This window comes from Mycobacterium sp. IS-1556 (genome assembly GCF_001499985.1).
GTDB lineage: Bacteria > Actinomycetota > Actinomycetes > Mycobacteriales > Mycobacteriaceae > Mycobacterium.
In genome coordinates, this window is record NZ_LQIM01000041.1 from 164156 (window position 1) to 178399 (window position 14244).

At 68.0% G+C, this 14244-nt stretch carries 18 protein-coding genes; 7 read left to right on the forward strand and 11 right to left on the reverse strand.

Annotation, left to right across the window (positions count from 1 at the left end; all coding sequences use genetic code 11):
• Positions 1 to 2: 2 nt before the first annotated feature.
• Positions 3 to 851 carry an SDR family oxidoreductase gene (locus AU187_RS23610; protein ID WP_059098991.1) on the reverse strand — a complete coding sequence of 283 codons (849 nt, stop codon included), beginning with the start codon at positions 849 to 851 and terminating at the stop codon, positions 3 to 5.
• A 111-nt stretch (positions 852 to 962) separates the two neighbouring features.
• Positions 963 to 1451 carry a YbaK/EbsC family protein gene (locus AU187_RS23615; protein WP_059098990.1) on the reverse strand — a complete coding sequence of 163 codons (489 nt, stop codon included), beginning with the start codon at positions 1449 to 1451 and terminating at the stop codon, positions 963 to 965.
• Between the two features lie 165 nt (positions 1452 to 1616).
• On the opposite strand from AU187_RS23615, the gene AU187_RS23620 reads away from it, so the two are divergent.
• Both AU187_RS23620 and rsrA read left to right on the forward strand, forming a co-directional pair.
• Positions 1617 to 2375 (forward strand): sigma-70 family RNA polymerase sigma factor, encoded by a 759-nt coding sequence (locus AU187_RS23620; RefSeq protein WP_172800348.1) that lies wholly within the window; start codon positions 1617 to 1619, stop codon positions 2373 to 2375.
• Positions 2372 to 2677 (forward strand): mycothiol system anti-sigma-R factor, encoded by a 306-nt coding sequence (gene rsrA, locus AU187_RS23625; RefSeq protein WP_059098988.1) that lies wholly within the window; start codon positions 2372 to 2374, stop codon positions 2675 to 2677. Before AU187_RS23620 ends, rsrA begins: the two co-directional genes overlap by 4 nt.
• A 26-nt stretch (positions 2678 to 2703) precedes the next feature.
• On the opposite strand, the gene AU187_RS26240 is transcribed toward rsrA, so the two are convergent.
• Positions 2704 to 2796, reverse strand: coding sequence for a 50S ribosomal protein bL37 (locus AU187_RS26240; protein ID WP_090355725.1), 93 nt, complete (start codon positions 2794 to 2796; stop codon positions 2704 to 2706).
• Between the two features lie 157 nt (positions 2797 to 2953).
• On the opposite strand from AU187_RS26240, the gene AU187_RS23630 reads away from it, so the two are divergent.
• Both AU187_RS23630 and AU187_RS23635 read left to right on the forward strand, forming a co-directional pair.
• Positions 2954 to 3169 carry a biotin/lipoyl-binding carrier protein gene (locus AU187_RS23630; protein WP_059167435.1) on the forward strand — a complete coding sequence of 72 codons (216 nt, stop codon included), beginning with the start codon at positions 2954 to 2956 and terminating at the stop codon, positions 3167 to 3169.
• Positions 3170 to 3210: 41 nt separating this feature from the next.
• A complete protein-coding gene (locus AU187_RS23635) occupies positions 3211 to 4698 on the forward strand; it encodes a sensor histidine kinase (protein WP_059098986.1) in 1488 nt (495 codons plus the stop codon).
• A 107-nt stretch (positions 4699 to 4805) separates the two neighbouring features.
• On the opposite strand, the gene whiB1 is transcribed toward AU187_RS23635, so the two are convergent.
• Together whiB1 and AU187_RS23645 are read right to left on the reverse strand one after the other, a co-directional pair.
• Positions 4806 to 5060 (reverse strand): transcriptional regulator WhiB1, encoded by a 255-nt coding sequence (gene whiB1, locus AU187_RS23640; protein WP_014208822.1) that lies wholly within the window; start codon positions 5058 to 5060, stop codon positions 4806 to 4808.
• A gap of 246 nt (positions 5061 to 5306) precedes the next feature.
• Positions 5307 to 6275 carry a diacylglycerol/lipid kinase family protein gene (locus AU187_RS23645; protein ID WP_059098985.1) on the reverse strand — a complete coding sequence of 323 codons (969 nt, stop codon included), beginning with the start codon at positions 6273 to 6275 and terminating at the stop codon, positions 5307 to 5309.
• A 50-nt stretch (positions 6276 to 6325) separates the two neighbouring features.
• On the opposite strand from AU187_RS23645, the gene AU187_RS23650 reads away from it, so the two are divergent.
• Entirely contained in the window at positions 6326 to 6754 is a 429-nt protein-coding gene (locus AU187_RS23650; protein WP_059098984.1) for a hypothetical protein, read from the forward strand.
• Here AU187_RS23650 and AU187_RS23655 read toward each other — a convergent pair.
• Genes AU187_RS23655 through AU187_RS23665 form a run of 3 tightly spaced genes read right to left on the reverse strand, consistent with a single transcriptional unit; the run spans position 6703 to position 8887 of the window.
• The gene (locus tag AU187_RS23655; protein ID WP_059098983.1) at positions 6703 to 7188 is read right to left on the reverse strand and encodes a GNAT family N-acetyltransferase; all 486 of its coding nucleotides are present in this window, start codon (positions 7186 to 7188) and stop codon (positions 6703 to 6705) included. The two genes, AU187_RS23650 and AU187_RS23655, sit on opposite strands and share 52 nt — an antisense overlap.
• Complete coding sequence (locus AU187_RS23660; RefSeq protein WP_059098982.1) at positions 7185 to 8279, reverse strand: isochorismate synthase; 1095 nt, start codon at positions 8277 to 8279, stop codon at positions 7185 to 7187. Before AU187_RS23660 ends, AU187_RS23655 begins: the two co-directional genes overlap by 4 nt.
• The gene (locus AU187_RS23665) at positions 8276 to 8887 is read right to left on the reverse strand and encodes an acid phosphatase (protein ID WP_059099083.1); all 612 of its coding nucleotides are present in this window, start codon (positions 8885 to 8887) and stop codon (positions 8276 to 8278) included. The genes AU187_RS23660 and AU187_RS23665 overlap by 4 nt, the downstream gene beginning before the upstream one ends.
• Before the next feature lie 50 nt (positions 8888 to 8937).
• On the opposite strand from AU187_RS23665, the gene AU187_RS23670 reads away from it, so the two are divergent.
• A complete protein-coding gene (locus tag AU187_RS23670; RefSeq protein WP_059098981.1) occupies positions 8938 to 9744 on the forward strand; it encodes a ParA family protein in 807 nt (268 codons plus the stop codon).
• Between the two features lie 55 nt (positions 9745 to 9799).
• Here the strand turns inward: AU187_RS23670 and AU187_RS23675 are convergent, their stop codons facing one another.
• Positions 9800 to 11011 (reverse strand): Rv3212 family protein, encoded by a 1212-nt coding sequence (locus AU187_RS23675; protein WP_059098980.1) that lies wholly within the window; start codon positions 11009 to 11011, stop codon positions 9800 to 9802.
• Between the two features lie 18 nt (positions 11012 to 11029).
• Complete coding sequence (locus tag AU187_RS23680) at positions 11030 to 12490, reverse strand: DEAD/DEAH box helicase (RefSeq protein WP_059098979.1); 1461 nt, start codon at positions 12488 to 12490, stop codon at positions 11030 to 11032.
• 232 nt (positions 12491 to 12722) lie between these two features.
• Between AU187_RS23680 and AU187_RS23685 the strand changes: the two genes are divergently transcribed.
• Positions 12723 to 13418, forward strand: a complete 696-nt coding sequence (locus AU187_RS23685) for a ferritin-like fold-containing protein (protein WP_059167421.1) — start codon at positions 12723 to 12725, stop codon at positions 13416 to 13418.
• Between the two features lie 16 nt (positions 13419 to 13434).
• Here the strand turns inward: AU187_RS23685 and AU187_RS23690 are convergent, their stop codons facing one another.
• Entirely contained in the window at positions 13435 to 14199 is a 765-nt protein-coding gene (locus AU187_RS23690) for a hypothetical protein (protein ID WP_059098977.1), read from the reverse strand.
• Positions 14200 to 14244 lie beyond the last annotated feature (45 nt).

Below are 14244 nucleotides of genomic sequence, written 5' to 3' on the forward strand. Positions count from 1 at the left end.
CGTTACGGACCCGTGTACCCCGGCGGGTTGGGCGTGTCGACCCAGAGGTCGACACCGAGTTCGGCGCCGGGCACGCAGTTGTATACCGACAGGTCGGTCACGCCCGACTCGAGCAGCACGTCCTCGCACAGCGCCGAGTTCCCGGTGTACTCGCGGGCGGCCTTGTTGAGGATCACGTACGCGGCGTCGGCGTAGACGTCGGGCTTCCGCGCACGCCCCATCGCCTCATCGCCGCCGAGCAGGTTCTGCACCGCGGCCGTGGCCACCAGTGTCCGTGGCCACAGGGTGTTGGAGGCGACGCCCTCGTCGCGCAGCTCCTCGGCGATCGCCAACGCGCACAACGACATCCCGTATTTGGCCATCATGTAAGCGGTCGGTTTGAGCCACTCCGGCTCGAGCCGCACCGGCGGGGACAGCGTCAGGATGTGCGGGTTCTCCCGGCCCACCATGTGCGGAATGCAGGCCTGCGAAACGGCATACGTACCTCGCACCTGGATGCCGTTCATCAGGTCGAACCGCTTCAGCGGCACCTCGGTGATCGAGCCCAGGTTGATCGCCGAGGCGTTGTTGACACAGATGTCGATGCCACCGAACTGCTCGACGGTCTGGGTCACCGCAGCGGCGACCGAATCGCCGTCGCGGATGTCGCCGACGATGGGCAGCGCCTGCCCGCCGGCGTCCTCCAGCTCCTTGGCCGCGGTGTAAACGGTGCCGGGCAGCTTCGGATGCGGTTCGGCGGTCTTGGCGATCAATGCGATGTTGGCGCCGTCGGCAGCCGCCCGCTTGGCGATCGCCAGGCCGATCCCGCGACTCGCGCCGGAGATGAACATGGTCTTTCCCGAAAGCGACATGGCCTCACCCTAACCGCCGGGCGGGCGCATCCGACGAGACCGAGTGTGACCTTTTGTCACGCGTTCAGCGCTCGACACGTGTCGATAACCCACGTCCGGCCCGGGAAACGTTCATGCGCAGATGTCGGCGGTGACCGCGTCGGTCAGCCGGACCAGGTCCTGCGGGGGGACGGCGACGTCGCACCCGCGCTTGCCCGCGCTGCACAACACCCGGGCCCAACCCAGAGCGGACACGTCGACGACGGTCGGTAGCGGCTTGCGCTGACCCAACGGCGAGATTCCGCCGACCACATAGCCGGTCGACCGTTCGGCCGCCGCCCGCTCGGCCATGGTGACCTTGGACACGCCGAACGCAGCGGCCGCCGCCTTCAACGAAAGCTTGGCCGGTACCGGTAGCACCGCGACGCCGAGGCCTTCGGGCAGCGCCAGCACCAGCGTCTTGAAGACCTGAGCGGCCTCGATACCCTGTGCCCCCGCCAGCGCGTCCACGGCCTCCTCGCCGAACGACTCGGTGCGGCGGTCGTGGTGGTACTGCAGAACCTCGTGTGGGACCTCCGCGGCGATCAGGGCTGCGATGGCAGGAGTAGCTGCGCGCGCCACCGCGCCAGACTAATGCGCGCGCCGACGCCGGTATTCCGGGAACAACCACGCCCCCGGCCGCTGTTATTGACGGCGACTGTGGCGTCGCGGACGCGGCGGCCGGAAAACATGTCGGTCTCAACCTCTAGGATTGGCTGAAGGGAGTCACTTGTGCCAACGCTGGCGATGGACTTCCCGATGCGCCCGGTGGATGTGCCGGGCTTGTTCGGTGGCACCGCGACAGAAGGGACGGTGTTCCCCACAGTGACCGATTCTGAGACCGACTCCGACGGGTCGACGCGCGATACGGCGCCGGAGACAGGGCCGGAAACCCCGCCGTCGCAGGAGACCGACGCCGAGCTGACCGCGCGCTTCGAACGCGATGCGATTCCGCTGCTCGACCAGTTGTACGGCGGCGCGCTGCGCATGACGCGCAACCCCGCCGACGCCGAGGACCTGCTGCAGGAAACCATGGTGAAGGCCTACGCCGGCTTCCGCTCGTTCCGCGAGGGCACCAACCTCAAGGCGTGGCTGTACCGCATCCTGACCAACACCTACATCAACAGCTACCGCAAGAAGCAGCGCCAGCCCTCGGAGTATCCGACCGAGGAGATCACCGACTGGCAGCTCGCCGCCAACGCCGAGCACTCGTCGACCGGGCTGCGCTCGGCCGAGGTCGAGGCGCTCGAGTTGCTGCCGGACAACGAGATCAAGGAAGCGCTGCAGGCGCTACCTGAGGATTTCCGGATGGCGGTCTACTACGCCGACGTCGAGGGCTTCCCCTACAAGGAGATCGCCGAGATCATGGACACGCCGATAGGCACGGTGATGTCCCGGTTGCACCGGGGCAGGCGCCAGCTGCGCGAACTGCTGGCCAATGTGGCCAGGGAGCGCGGTTTCATGCGGGGACAGCAGATGGACACACCCGAGGAGGTCTCGTCATGAGCTCGTTCTCGGACGACGAGCGCTGGCGGCCCCCGGTCGGCCCCGTCGATCCCGAGCACCCCGAATGCGCGGCGGTCATCGCCGAGGTATGGACGTTGCTCGACGGAGAATGCACGCCCGAGACGCGTGACAAACTGCGCCAGCACCTCGAAGACTGCCCCGCGTGTCTACGCCACTACGGCGTTGAGGAGCGGGTCAAGAAGCTGATTGCGAAAAAGTGCAGCGGCGACAAGGCGCCAGAAAGCCTGCGAGAGCGGCTGCGCATCGAGATCAGCCGCACGACGATCATTCGGCGCGGCTAGCGCGCTGCGGCCAACACCGGGCGCGGTCAGCGCACCGACTTCGAACCGGCGTTCGGCCGCTTACCGTGGTTGGCCTTGGTGTGCTTGCGGTCGCGCTTCTTACGGCCACGCTTGGCCATGGTCTACCTCCGAATGGTCTGGTGGATTTCTCGGCCCGCATCCGGCGGGCACGTCGGAGCCATTGTCTCATGGCCCTGCGACACCGCTGACGGGCCTGTCGTGTGGTTCGATGTAGGCCGATAGGCATTCACAGCAGCGGAGTGGAATGGGGTGAGGATGGCCGAGGACGTTCGCGCTGAGATCGTGGCCAGTGTGCTCGAGGTCGTGGTGAGCGAGGGCGATCAGATCGGCCAGGGCGACACCCTGGTGCTGCTGGAGTCGATGAAGATGGAGATCCCGGTGCTGGCCGAGGTGGCGGGCATCGTGAGCAAGGTCAGCGTCTCCGTCGGCGACGTCATCCAGGCCGGTGACCTCATCGCGGTGATCAGCTGATCACCGCGTCCGTGTGATCCGCCGCCGGAGGTAAACCCGCGATGTCCACGCTCGGTGACCTGCTCGCCGAGCACACCATGCTGCCCGGCAACGCGGTCGATCATCTGCATGCGGTGGTGGGCGAGTGGCAGCTGCTCGCCGACCTGTCCTTCGCCGACTACCTGATGTGGGTGCGCCGCGACGACGGCTCCCTGGTCTGCGTGGCGCAGGTGCGACCGAACACCGCCCCGACCGTGCTGCTGGCCGACGCGGTCAGCACGCTGGCCGCGGCGGACGCGCTGCCCGTCGTCGCCGCGGCGTTCACCTCAGGTGAGATCGCCGTGGGAGACGGTGCTGGACAACAGGTTTCACCCGGTCTCAATGTCGAGGCCGTGCCTGTGCGGTACAAGGACGAGGTCGTCGCGGTGTTGACCCATCAGACCGCTCTGGCCGCTCGCAAAGCCAGTCCGCTGGAAGTCGCGTATCTCGACTGTGCTCGCGATCTGCTGCACATGTTGGCCGAAGGCACCTTTCCCAACGTCGGAGACCTTGCGATGTCGCGGTCGAGCCCACGCGTCGGTGACGGGTTCATCCGGCTCGACGAGACGGGGGTGGTCACCTTCGCCAGCCCGAACGCGATCTCGGCCTACCACCGGATGGGGTTGGCCGCCGAACTCGGCGGCCACAACCTCGTCACTGTCACGCGCCCCTTGATCGGCGACCCGTTCGAGGCGCAGGAGCTGGCGAACCATGTGGGCGATTCGCTGGCCGGCGGGTCCAGCATGCGCATGGAGGTCGACGCCGGCGGTGCCGCCGTGCTGATGCGTACGCTGCCGCTGGTCGTGCACGGCAAGGCCGTTGGCGCCGCGGTGTTGATCCGTGACGTGACCGAGGTCAAGCGTCGCGACCGGGCATTGCTGTCGAAGGACGCCACGATCCGTGAGATTCACCATCGCGTGAAGAACAACCTGCAGACCGTCGCGGCACTGCTGCGCCTGCAGGCCCGGCGCACCAACAACGACGAAGGCCGCGAGGCGTTGATGGAGTCGGTGCGACGGGTGTCGTCGATCGCGCTGGTGCACGACGCGCTCTCGATGTCGGTGGACGAGGAGGTCAACCTCGACGAGGTCGTGGACCGAATCCTGCCGATGATGAACGACGTTGCGGCGGTGGACAGTCCGATCCGCATCAACCGGGTCGGTGATCTGGGTGTGCTCGATGCGGATCGCGCCACCGCGCTCATCATGGTCATCACCGAGCTTGTGCAGAACGCTATCGAGCACGCATTCGAGCCCGGGACTAGACAGGGCTGCGTGACGATCCGGGCCGAACGATCGGCCAGGTGGCTCGACGTGGTGGTCCACGACGATGGACGCGGCCTGCCCGACGAGTTCAGCCTGGAGGGATCCGACCGGCTCGGTCTTCAGATCGTGCGGACGCTGGTGTCGGCGGAACTGGATGGGTCGCTGGACATGCACGAGGTGGCCAACGGCGGGACCGACGTCGTGCTGCGTGTGCCGCTGGGCCGCCCGCGGCGCGCCGCCCAGTAGAAATTCGCTGATTGGCCATTAATGTCGCGAATTGGCCAAATTGAATTCGCACAAAGATACGGCCCCGACAAATGTCGGGGCCGTAAAGGTTGGTGCTGGACGCGGACTCAGACTCCGCTGCGAGCCTTGGTGCGAGCGTTGCGCCGCTTCAGCGCGCGACGCTCGTCCTCGCTCATGCCACCCCACACGCCGGCGTCCTGCCCGGACTCCAATGCCCAGGTGAGGCACTCGGTGGTCACCGGGCACCGGTTACAGACGAGCTTCGCGTCAGCGATCTGAGCGAGCGCCGGGCCGCTGTTTCCCACGGGGAAGAACAGCTCCGGATCTTCATCGCGACAGACCGCCTTGTGGCGCCAATCCATAAGATCAAACTCCTCGTCAAGATATGTCCAGTGTGCGCAGCGCAGCGCACGGCTTTTTCTTCGGCTGTTTAACACGTGCACATTGAATGTTTCTGCAACGTTGCTTCGATGCTTTCACAGGCTGGACAGATGTCAATACTCGTGAGTTAACAAGTGCGCAATGTCACTAGCCGGGTGGCCTCGCATATCACCCACTCGCCTGTACTAGACTCGATCCAACTCCGTCTCGAATCCTACGTCGCGAACCTATCGCCGCAGGTCAGAGGCTTTCTCCAGGGCAGGCGCGAGCACACCGAGCGCGTCCGGAACAGCGGTGAACCTCATCGAGTCCCGCAAGCCCACGTAATCACCGTCGATCTGGCAGGCCACCGGAGTCTCGCTGGTCACCTGCAACCAGGGCAGGTCATCGTCGCGGATGAGGTGTTTGGCCTCGATACGCGGTTTCTTCGCCAGCATCCGCCGCACCAACCCCAGGTTCGCCCACACGTTCATGCTGGTCGTGGCGAACACGCCCAGGCCGGTCTCGAACGTCGTGGTCGGATTCGTCCACACCGGTCTGGCGTTGGCGTAGGTCCATGGACTCGCGTTGGACACGAACGCGAAATGAACGGCGTCGACCGGTTCGCGGTCGGGGAGATGCAGCGTCAGCGACGGTTCCTTACGGGCGCTGGCCAGCATCTCCCGGATGGCGACGCGCACGTAGCGGTAGGCGGTGACCTTGCGGCCCTTCGCGCGCTGCGCCTCGACGGCAGCCACCACGTCGCCGTCGACCCCCATGCCCGCGGTGAACACCGCCCAGCGTTCACCGCAGTCCATCAACCCGATCCGCCGCCATTCCTTCCGGTGCCGGTAGCCCGACAACAGGTCGACCAGCTGATTGGTCGCCTCGATCGGGTCGGGGCTGATTCCCAGGGCGCGCGCGAACACGTTGGCGGAGCCACCGGGCACCACACCGACCGCGGGGGCGGCGGCGCCGGGGCCGCCAACTTCGAGAACGCCGTTGACCACTTCGTTCACCGTGCCGTCGCCCCCATGCACGATCAGCACGTCGACACCGGCGCGCGCCGAGTCGCGGGCGATCTCGATGGCATGCCCGCGGTGATCGGTATGCGCGACGGTCAGCTTCACGCGGCTCTCCAGCGCGTGGGCCAGCAGGTCGCGTCCGGCCGGAGTCGTCGACGTGGCATTGGGGTTCACGATCAGCACGGCGCGCACGGAGTCCGAGCCTACTGAACGGGCCCGCGTGACCCTCTACGCTCGACGACGTGATCGTTCCCTCACCGACGACCGTGCGGCAGGCCGCTGTTCTCGTGGCCGCCGAGGGCGTCGTCGCGCTGGCGGCAGCTTTGGTCTACGTCGTGAGCGGGTTCGGCGAGGCCGAGGAATCGGGGCTGAACAAGTACGGCACCGCGCTGTGGTTCGCGATCATGGGCTCGGCGGTGCTGGCCGCGTCCTGGGCGTTATGGACCGGCAGGCGGTGGGGCCGCGGCATCGCGGTGTTCGCGCAACTGCTGCTGCTGCCCGTGGTCTGGTACATGGGCGTGGGGTCGCACCAGTGGATCTACGCCGTTGCCCTCGGCGCGGTGGCGGTGCTGACGCTTGCTCTGCTGTTCAGCCCCTCGGCGCTGCAGTGGGTGAGCGCTCATGGCGACTCGGCGGCCAGCGCCGACAGGTCGGGCCCCGAGACCCGGTAGGTGATCCAGTCGGTCTGCGGCTTGCCGCCGACGGTGTCGTAGAGCGCGATCGCGTTGACGTTCCAGTCGAGCACCGCCCACGACAGCCGGCTGTATCCATGTTCGACGCATTCGCGGGCCAGGGTGGCCAGCAACTTGCGGGCCAGCCCGCGCCGTCGGAACTGCGGGCGCACGTACAGGTCTTCGAGGTAGATGCCCTCGACGCCGTCCCACGTGGAGAAGCTGCGGAACCACAGCGCGCTCGCGGCGGCCTGCCCGTCGACTTCGGCGATGTGGCCCTGCACCGTCGCCGGCTCGGTGAAAAGCGCTCGGCGCAACTGGTTTTCGGTGACGGTGCATTCGAGGGCCGCATGTTCGAAATCCGCGAGCTCGTGGATCATCGCGGTCAACTCGGGCTCGTCGCCCCGCCGCACCCGCCGGATCAGCTCGGTCACGGTTCGACGCCCAGAGCGGTGAGGATGGTATTGAATTTCGTTGTGGTTTCGTCGAGTTCGTCGTCGGGATCGGACTCGGCGACAATGCCGCCACCGGAATACGCTTCTGCGGTGCGGCGATCCGCCGACAGCTGCGCGCAGCGGATCGACACCACCCAGCGGCCGTCACCGCGCTGATCGCACCAGCCGACGGCGCCGGCGTAGAAGCCGCGGTCCCCCTCCAGCTCGCCGATCAAGTCGGCCGCATCGGCCGTGGGCACACCGCCGACCGCGGGGGTCGGGTGCAGAGCGATTGCCAAATCCAATGCGGTAGTGGACTTTTCGCGGAGCTTGCCGGTGATGCGGGTGGCCAGATGCCACACCGCGTCGGTCTTGCGCAGTGCCGGCTCGGCTGCGACGTCGAGATCGGCGCACAGCGGGTCGAGCACGTCGCGGATCGTGTCGACCACCAGCTGGTGTTCGTGGCGGTTCTTCGCCGATGCGGCCAGCGCCGCGCCGTTCGCCTCGTCGGTGTCCGGATCCGGGGAGCGGGGCGCCGATCCCGCGAACGGTGCGCAAACCACGTCATCGCCGCGGCGGGCCACCAGTAGTTCCGGGCTCACACCGACCAGCACCGCCCCCGAGTAACCGCCGCCCGCGGCGGTCAGATCGGCGAGGTAGCCGTTGGCGGCAGGGTCCGCGCTGACCAGGCGGTGCAGGACGGTGCGCGCATCCAGCGGGCCGCCGGCGGCCAACCGCAGCGCACGGGCCAGCACGACCTTGTGCAGCCCGCTCGACGGGTTGTTCAGCCGGTCCACCGCCGCCGCGACCCGCGAGCGATGTTCGTCCGGATCAGGCAGCGTCTCGGCGATGCGCACGTCGGGCAGCGGCCGAAGCGGCCACTCCGGCAACGCGTCGAGGAACTGAACATTCTGCGGCCGGATCAGGGCGGCCGGTTTGGTCATGTCGAAAGGCAACGCGCCCACGATGATCGGAGCACTGTGCGACGCAAGCGCCGCGCGCGCTTCGGCCACTTTCGGGAATGCGGTGTGCACCCCCTCCGCGACGACGGCGCCGCGGGAGGCCAGGACGAAGGACGGCTCGCGAGTCACCGCGGTTTACACGGATCCCGGTGGCCGGTCAGCCCCTGCGCGATGATCTGGCGGATCGCGTGCTCGAAGCCGAGCACCGCGACGGAGGCCGCCGCCATCGCGAACCGGATGCCCTCGGCGACCGGCATCTCCACCCACCGCGCGATCACCGAGCGGGAAAAGTGCCCATGCCCGACGAACACCACGTCGCGGGACTCCATGTGCGTCAGCGCCAACTCGACGGCGCGGTCCGCGCGCTGTGTGACCTCAGCGACGCTCTCGCCGCCGTCGGCGCCGTGCGTCCAGATCAGCCAGTCGGGAACGGTCTGACGGATCTGCGGCGTCGTCAGCCCCTCGTAGCGGCCGTAGTCCCATTCCTGCAGGAGCGGGGACACCTCGTCGACGGTCAGCCCGGCCAGTTCGGCGGTGTCCGCGGCACGCCGCATCGGGCTGCTGAGCACCAGCGGGTTGTCGAGTTCGAGTCCGGCCAGCGCTTCGGCCGCGAGTTTGGCGCGCACGCGGCCGGTTTCCGTGAGCTCCAGATCGGTGCGGCCGGTGTGTCGACCGCTCTTCGACCACTCCGTCTCGCCGTGACGAAGCAGTACCAGACGGTGCTGCAGGAGGCCCACGCTGACTGATTCTGCCGCACGGCCCGTCGCGGCGTACCTGCCGTGCAACGATGAGCATCGTGACTCGAGTACTTGCGGTCGCCAATCAAAAGGGTGGGGTAGCCAAGACGACGACGGTGGCGTCGTTGGGCGCGGCGATGGTGGAGAAGGGTCTGCGGGTGCTCATCGTCGACCTCGACCCGCAAGGCTGTTTGACGTTTTCGCTGGGGCAGGATCCCGACAAGCTGCCGGTGTCGATCCACGAGGTGCTGCTCGGCGAGGTCGAACCCGACGCCGCGCTGCTCGACACCCCCGAGGGGATGACGCTGCTGCCGGCCAACATCGACCTCGCGGGTGCCGAGGCGATGCTGCTGATGCGCGCTGGTCGCGAGTATGCGCTCAAGCGGGCGCTGGCCAAGCTCTCCGATGCCGGCTACGACGTGGTGATCGTCGACTGCCCGCCCTCCCTGGGCGTGCTCACCCTCAACGGCTTGACCGCCGCCGACGACGTGATTGTGCCGCTGCAGTGTGAGACGTTGGCGCACCGCGGCGTCGGCCAGTTCCTGCGCACCATCGCCGATGTCCAGGCGATCACGAACGCCGAGCTGAACCTGCTGGGGGCGTTGCCGACGCTGTACGACTCGCGCACGACGCACAGCCGCGACGTGCTGCTCGACGTCGCCGACCGATACGACCTGCCGGTGCTGGCGCCGCCGATTCCGCGCACCGTCCGGTTCGCCGAGGCCAGCGCCTCGGGCGCGTCGGTGCTGGCCAGTCGGAAGAACAAGGGCGCGCATGCCTATCGGGAATTGGCCGAGGCGCTGCTCAAGCATTGGCGGAAGGGCAAGCCGATGCCGACGTTCGCCCCGGAAATCTAGGAATTTCGGTGTCGTCCGTCGCGCTCACCGCAACCAACTACACCCAAATCACGTCTCAGCCGAGCGCCACCAGCTGATCGCCGCGCTGCTCGAGCAGCGTCGAGCCCGCCACCGCGGGCACCACCGGGGCCGAACCGGGCGGCCGGGCCACCGGAATGTGGCGTTCGCCGCGACCGGTCTCGGGATCGAACACGTCGTAGCCGCCCGTGACGGGCACCAGCAACCGGCCCGCCATGATCGTCGCCGGCCCCACCGGCACGTTTCCGCCCACCGGCGCGACGGTGTACTTGTAGCGAAGCCCGTTGGCGGAGAAGACCATTACGCTGTCGCCGGTCCACCAGGTGATCAGGTCGCCCGCACGCGACATCGTGGCCTGCGGCGACGGCGGGCGGGCCACCTCCGTGCTGGCGATCGTCGCGCCCGTCTCGTCGACGATGTTCACCGTGGGTTTGGGTGTGGGCACGTAGACGGCGGTGGTGGTGTCGGCGACCGCCACCACCCGCGCGCCGGAATCCTTCGGCACGCCGGGCTGCGGCACGTACTTCAACTCGGGGGTGTCCTCCTCTTCAGAGGGCCGCAGCAGCGTGAGGCGCAGATCGGGCTGCCGTGGGCACGCCTCGAGCACCGACACCGCGCTGGAACTGGCCTGCGCCGACACCAACCGGCACAGCGGAGCCGTCGGGGTGTCCGGTTTGATGCGGGCGTCGAGGGCGCCGTAACTGATCATCCGGACCATGTCGGAGCGCCACAGCTCGAGTCGGTTCTCGCCCGCCGAGAGCACGGTGGTGCCGTCCGACGTCAACGTCACCTCGTCATCGGCATACGAGGTCCGCGCCGGCCCCCGCGTGCCGGTCTTGGCGTCGATGGTGCTGACTTGGCCGCATCCGCGCACGTCGGGATATACGGCCACCGCGTACTGATAGACGTAGCTGACCCCGCACAGGTCGAGGTCACGCGAATAGCTCCACAGCGTGTCGCCCGTCGCGGGATCGCGGCCCTCGACGGTGCTGCCGTCGCCGGTCACCACGGCGCCGCCGACGACGAGCGGCCTCGTCGTGCGCCCGCTGGGTGCGGTCCACAACTGGCGCACGGTCTGCGGAACCGCCTTGGCCGGGGTCAGCGGCTGAACCGGGACCGCGGCGGGCCTGCTGATCGTTGCCCGTGCGTCACTGGTCCACCAGACCAAGCCGGCCGTCACCGCGACCACGACGCCAATCGCCAGAGCCACCAGCACGTCGGTTCGGGTGCGACGTTCGGGTTTGACCATCGCGCGGCCGGGGCCTCGCTAGCCGGCGCTGGCCGGGGCCTTGCGCGGCCGACGGCGGCGCCTGCGCTTGGCCGGGCCCGCGTCGCCGGAACCCTCAGCGGCGTCGCTGGACTCCTGCTCGGGCGACGTGGACGCCTCGGGATGGCCGCTGGCCGGCTTGCCTCCGCGCGTGCGGCGGCGGGTGCGGTTGCGGGTGCGCGCGGGGCGGTCGGCCGACTTCTCCGCCGGCGCGCGCCTGCTCTGCACCTTGACGGGTTCGCCGACGGTGCCGGTGGCCTCGGCGGGGATGCCCAGCTCGCTGTAGAGATGCGGCGAGCTGGAGTACGTCTCGGCGGGATCGGGGCAGCTGAGGTTCAGCGCCTTGTCGATCATCGTCCAGCGGGCCAGTTCGTCCCAGTCCACCAAGGTCACGGCGACGCCGGTCTTACCCGCGCGCCCGGTGCGGCCGATGCGGTGCACGTAAGCCTGCTCGTCCTCGGGGATCTGGTAGTTGATCACGTGGGTGACGTCGTCGATGTCGATGCCGCGGGCGGCGACGTCGGTGGCGACGAGCACGTCGATCTCGCCGGTGCGGAACGCCTTGAGCGCCTTCTCGCGCGCGCCCTGACCGAGGTCACCGTGCACGGCGCCGACCTTGAACCCACGCTCGGCGAGTTCGTCGGACACTTTCTGGGCGGTGCGCTTGGTGCGGGTGAAGATCATCGTGGCGCCGCGGCCCTCGGCCTGCAGGATGCGGGCGACCATCTCCACCTTGTCCAGCGCGTGCGCCCGGTAGGCGAACTGCTCGGTGGTGTCGTGGGTGGCCGCCGAATGCGGGGCCTCGGCCCTGATGTGCGTCGGCTGGTTCATGAAGGTGCGGGCCAGCGTGATGATCGGGTCCGGCATCGTGGCCGAGAACAGCATCGACTGCCTGTTGTCGGGAATCTGGCGCAGAATCCGCTCGATGTCGGGCAGGAAGCCGAGGTCGAGCATTTCGTCGGCCTCGTCGAGCACCAGCATGGACAGTCCGCCCAATTTCAGGTGCCCCTGCTGGGCCAGGTCGAGCAGGCGCCCGGGCGTGCCGACGACGACGTCGACTCCCTTTTGCAGCGCCTCGATCTGTCCCTCGTAAGGCCGTCCACCGTAAATCGAGGTGACCGACAGCTTGCGGTCGCCGACCGTGAGGTACTTGCCCGCGGCCGCCAGGTCGCCGTACACCTGCAGACACAGCTCGCGAGTCGGCACGACCACCAGCGCCCGCGGGACGCCGGTCAGCGGGCGGTCGGCGTCGGTGGTGATCCGCTGCAGCAGCGGCACACCGAAGGCCAGCGTCTTGCCCATGCCGGTGCGGGCCTGGCCGATCAGGTCGTCGCCGGCCAGCGCCATCGGCATGGTCAGCTCTTGAATGGCAAATGGATGTTGCTTGCCGTCCTCGGCGAGTGCACGCACGATTTCGTCGCGGACTCCGAGTTCAGCAAATGTGGGGTTGAGATGCGTCATACGCGAAAAGAGGCCTTTCGATTGTCATCCTCATGGGCTTCCACGCGCGCACGAGTTCGACAAAAGTTATGGCCAGTGAAGACCAGAGCCCTGCGCTGAGGTAGGCGGGCCCACTGCGTGCACGCACATTTCTTGGGTGGCGGCGAGTTTCGTCAGTGCCGCTGCCCGAAACCATCATACCTGGTGATGTTCGCTCGACTGGCCAGGCGCGGTGACGTTTAGAGTTGGGCCCATGAACTCGACGCCACCGGCACCCGGGCAAACCGACTCGGCGACGTCAGGTGTGTCGGCCGAGCATCCCGGCGTCAACGAACTTTTCGCGCTGCTGGCCTACGGCGAGGTGGCGGCGTTCTACCGGCTCACCGACGAGGCGCGCATGGCGCCGAACCTGCGCGGCCGCATCAACATGGCCAGCATGGCGGCTGCCGAGATGAACCACTACGAGGTGCTGCGCGACGCGCTCGAGCGCCGGGGGGTGGAGGTCGTGCCGGCGATGACGAAATATGCGTCGGCCCTTGAGAATTACCACCGGCTGACCACTCCGAGCACCTGGCTCGAGGCGTTGGTCAAGACCTATGTCGGCGATGCCCTCGCCGCGGACTTCTACCTCGAGATCGCCGACTCCATGCCCGACGAGGTCGCCGACGTGGTGCGCGCGGTGCTGTCGGAGACCGGCCACTCACAGTTCGTCGTCGCCGAGGTGCGGGCGGCGGTGACGGCCAGCGAGAAGCAGCGGCACCGGCTCGCGCTGTGGTCGCGTCGACTGCTCGGTGAGGCGATCACCCAGGCGCAGTTCGTGTTGGCCGATCACGACGAGCTGGTCGATCTGGTGATGGCCAGCGGCGAAGGGCTGACGCAGCTGACCGAGTTCTTCGACCGGCTGCAGCGCACACACACCTCCCGCATGCAGGAGCTGGGGCTGGCCTGAAACCCGCCTGAGCGCGCTACTGGGTGCAGCTGGCGATCATCGAGTTGTTGTTCTGCGCGGTGATCAGCGTGCCCGCAGCGTCGGTGATGCTGCAGTTCAGCTGGCCGGCGACGCTGGTCGCGGTGACCGACTTGAGCTCCACACCAGGTTCGAGGACGACCTGTTTGGCCCACGGCAGCGCGACGTTGACCTCGGTCTTCAGCGCGCCCTGGCCGTCGGTGTAGATCACCGTCACGAGGTCGATCAACTGGCGGTTGCCCGTCACCCGGTAGGTGATGGTGCGCGGTGACACCGGTGCAGGCGGCGGGACGGCCGCGGGCTGGGTGGCGGTGGGTGGTGCCGTCTGAGCGGTCGGGGTCTCGGCGGTCGGGCTGACGGTCGTGACGGTCTCCGGCGGCAGCGACGAGGGGACGGGCTGGGTCGCACCGGCGCGCGGGGCGGTCGTCGTGGCCGGCGCGCTCGACAGGGTGGGGGCGTCCGAGGTCGCGGTGGCCGACACCGAACCGCTGTCGCCGCCGCCGAGGATGATGCCGGTGGTTCCGATTGCGATGAACAGGATCACGCCGGCGATTCCGGCCACCCACATCCAGCGCCGATCGATGCGCTCCTCGTCGTACTGCTGTTCGTACTCGTCATAGTCCTCGTACTCGTCGGGGGCCGGCATCCCGTCGTACTCGTAGTCGAGGTCCGGGGCGGGTGGTTCGGCGTACCCGGCGTAGCTGGGGATCCGTTCGGTCGGGGTGAGCGAATACGGCGAATGCGCGGTGTAAGGCCTGTTCATATGGGTTTTCCCGGGTCGTGTAGGGCACGGAAACTGTTGCCGGGC

Coding starts and splice junctions, on each gene's coding strand:
- AU187_RS23610 (WP_059098991.1), bottom strand. CDS start 851: ATGTCGCTTTCGGGAAAGACCATGTTCATCTCCGGCGCGAGTCGCGGG.
- AU187_RS23620 (WP_172800348.1), top strand. CDS start 1,617: ATGGACTTCCCGATGCGCCCGGTGGATGTGCCGGGCTTGTTCGGTGGC.
- rsrA (WP_059098988.1), top strand. CDS start 2,372: ATGAGCTCGTTCTCGGACGACGAGCGCTGGCGGCCCCCGGTCGGCCCC.
- AU187_RS26240 (WP_090355725.1), bottom strand. CDS start 2,796: ATGGCCAAGCGTGGCCGTAAGAAGCGCGACCGCAAGCACACCAAGGCC.
- AU187_RS23630 (WP_059167435.1), top strand. CDS start 2,954: ATGGCCGAGGACGTTCGCGCTGAGATCGTGGCCAGTGTGCTCGAGGTC.
- AU187_RS23635 (WP_059098986.1), top strand. CDS start 3,211: ATGTCCACGCTCGGTGACCTGCTCGCCGAGCACACCATGCTGCCCGGC.
- whiB1 (WP_014208822.1), bottom strand. CDS start 5,060: ATGGATTGGCGCCACAAGGCGGTCTGTCGCGATGAAGATCCGGAGCTG.
- AU187_RS23670 (WP_059098981.1), top strand. CDS start 8,938: ATGAGCATCGTGACTCGAGTACTTGCGGTCGCCAATCAAAAGGGTGGG.
- AU187_RS23675 (WP_059098980.1), bottom strand. CDS start 11,011: ATGGTCAAACCCGAACGTCGCACCCGAACCGACGTGCTGGTGGCTCTG.
- AU187_RS23680 (WP_059098979.1), bottom strand. CDS start 12,490: ATGACGCATCTCAACCCCACATTTGCTGAACTCGGAGTCCGCGACGAA.
- AU187_RS23685 (WP_059167421.1), top strand. CDS start 12,723: ATGAACTCGACGCCACCGGCACCCGGGCAAACCGACTCGGCGACGTCA.
- AU187_RS23690 (WP_059098977.1), bottom strand. CDS start 14,199: ATGAACAGGCCTTACACCGCGCATTCGCCGTATTCGCTCACCCCGACC.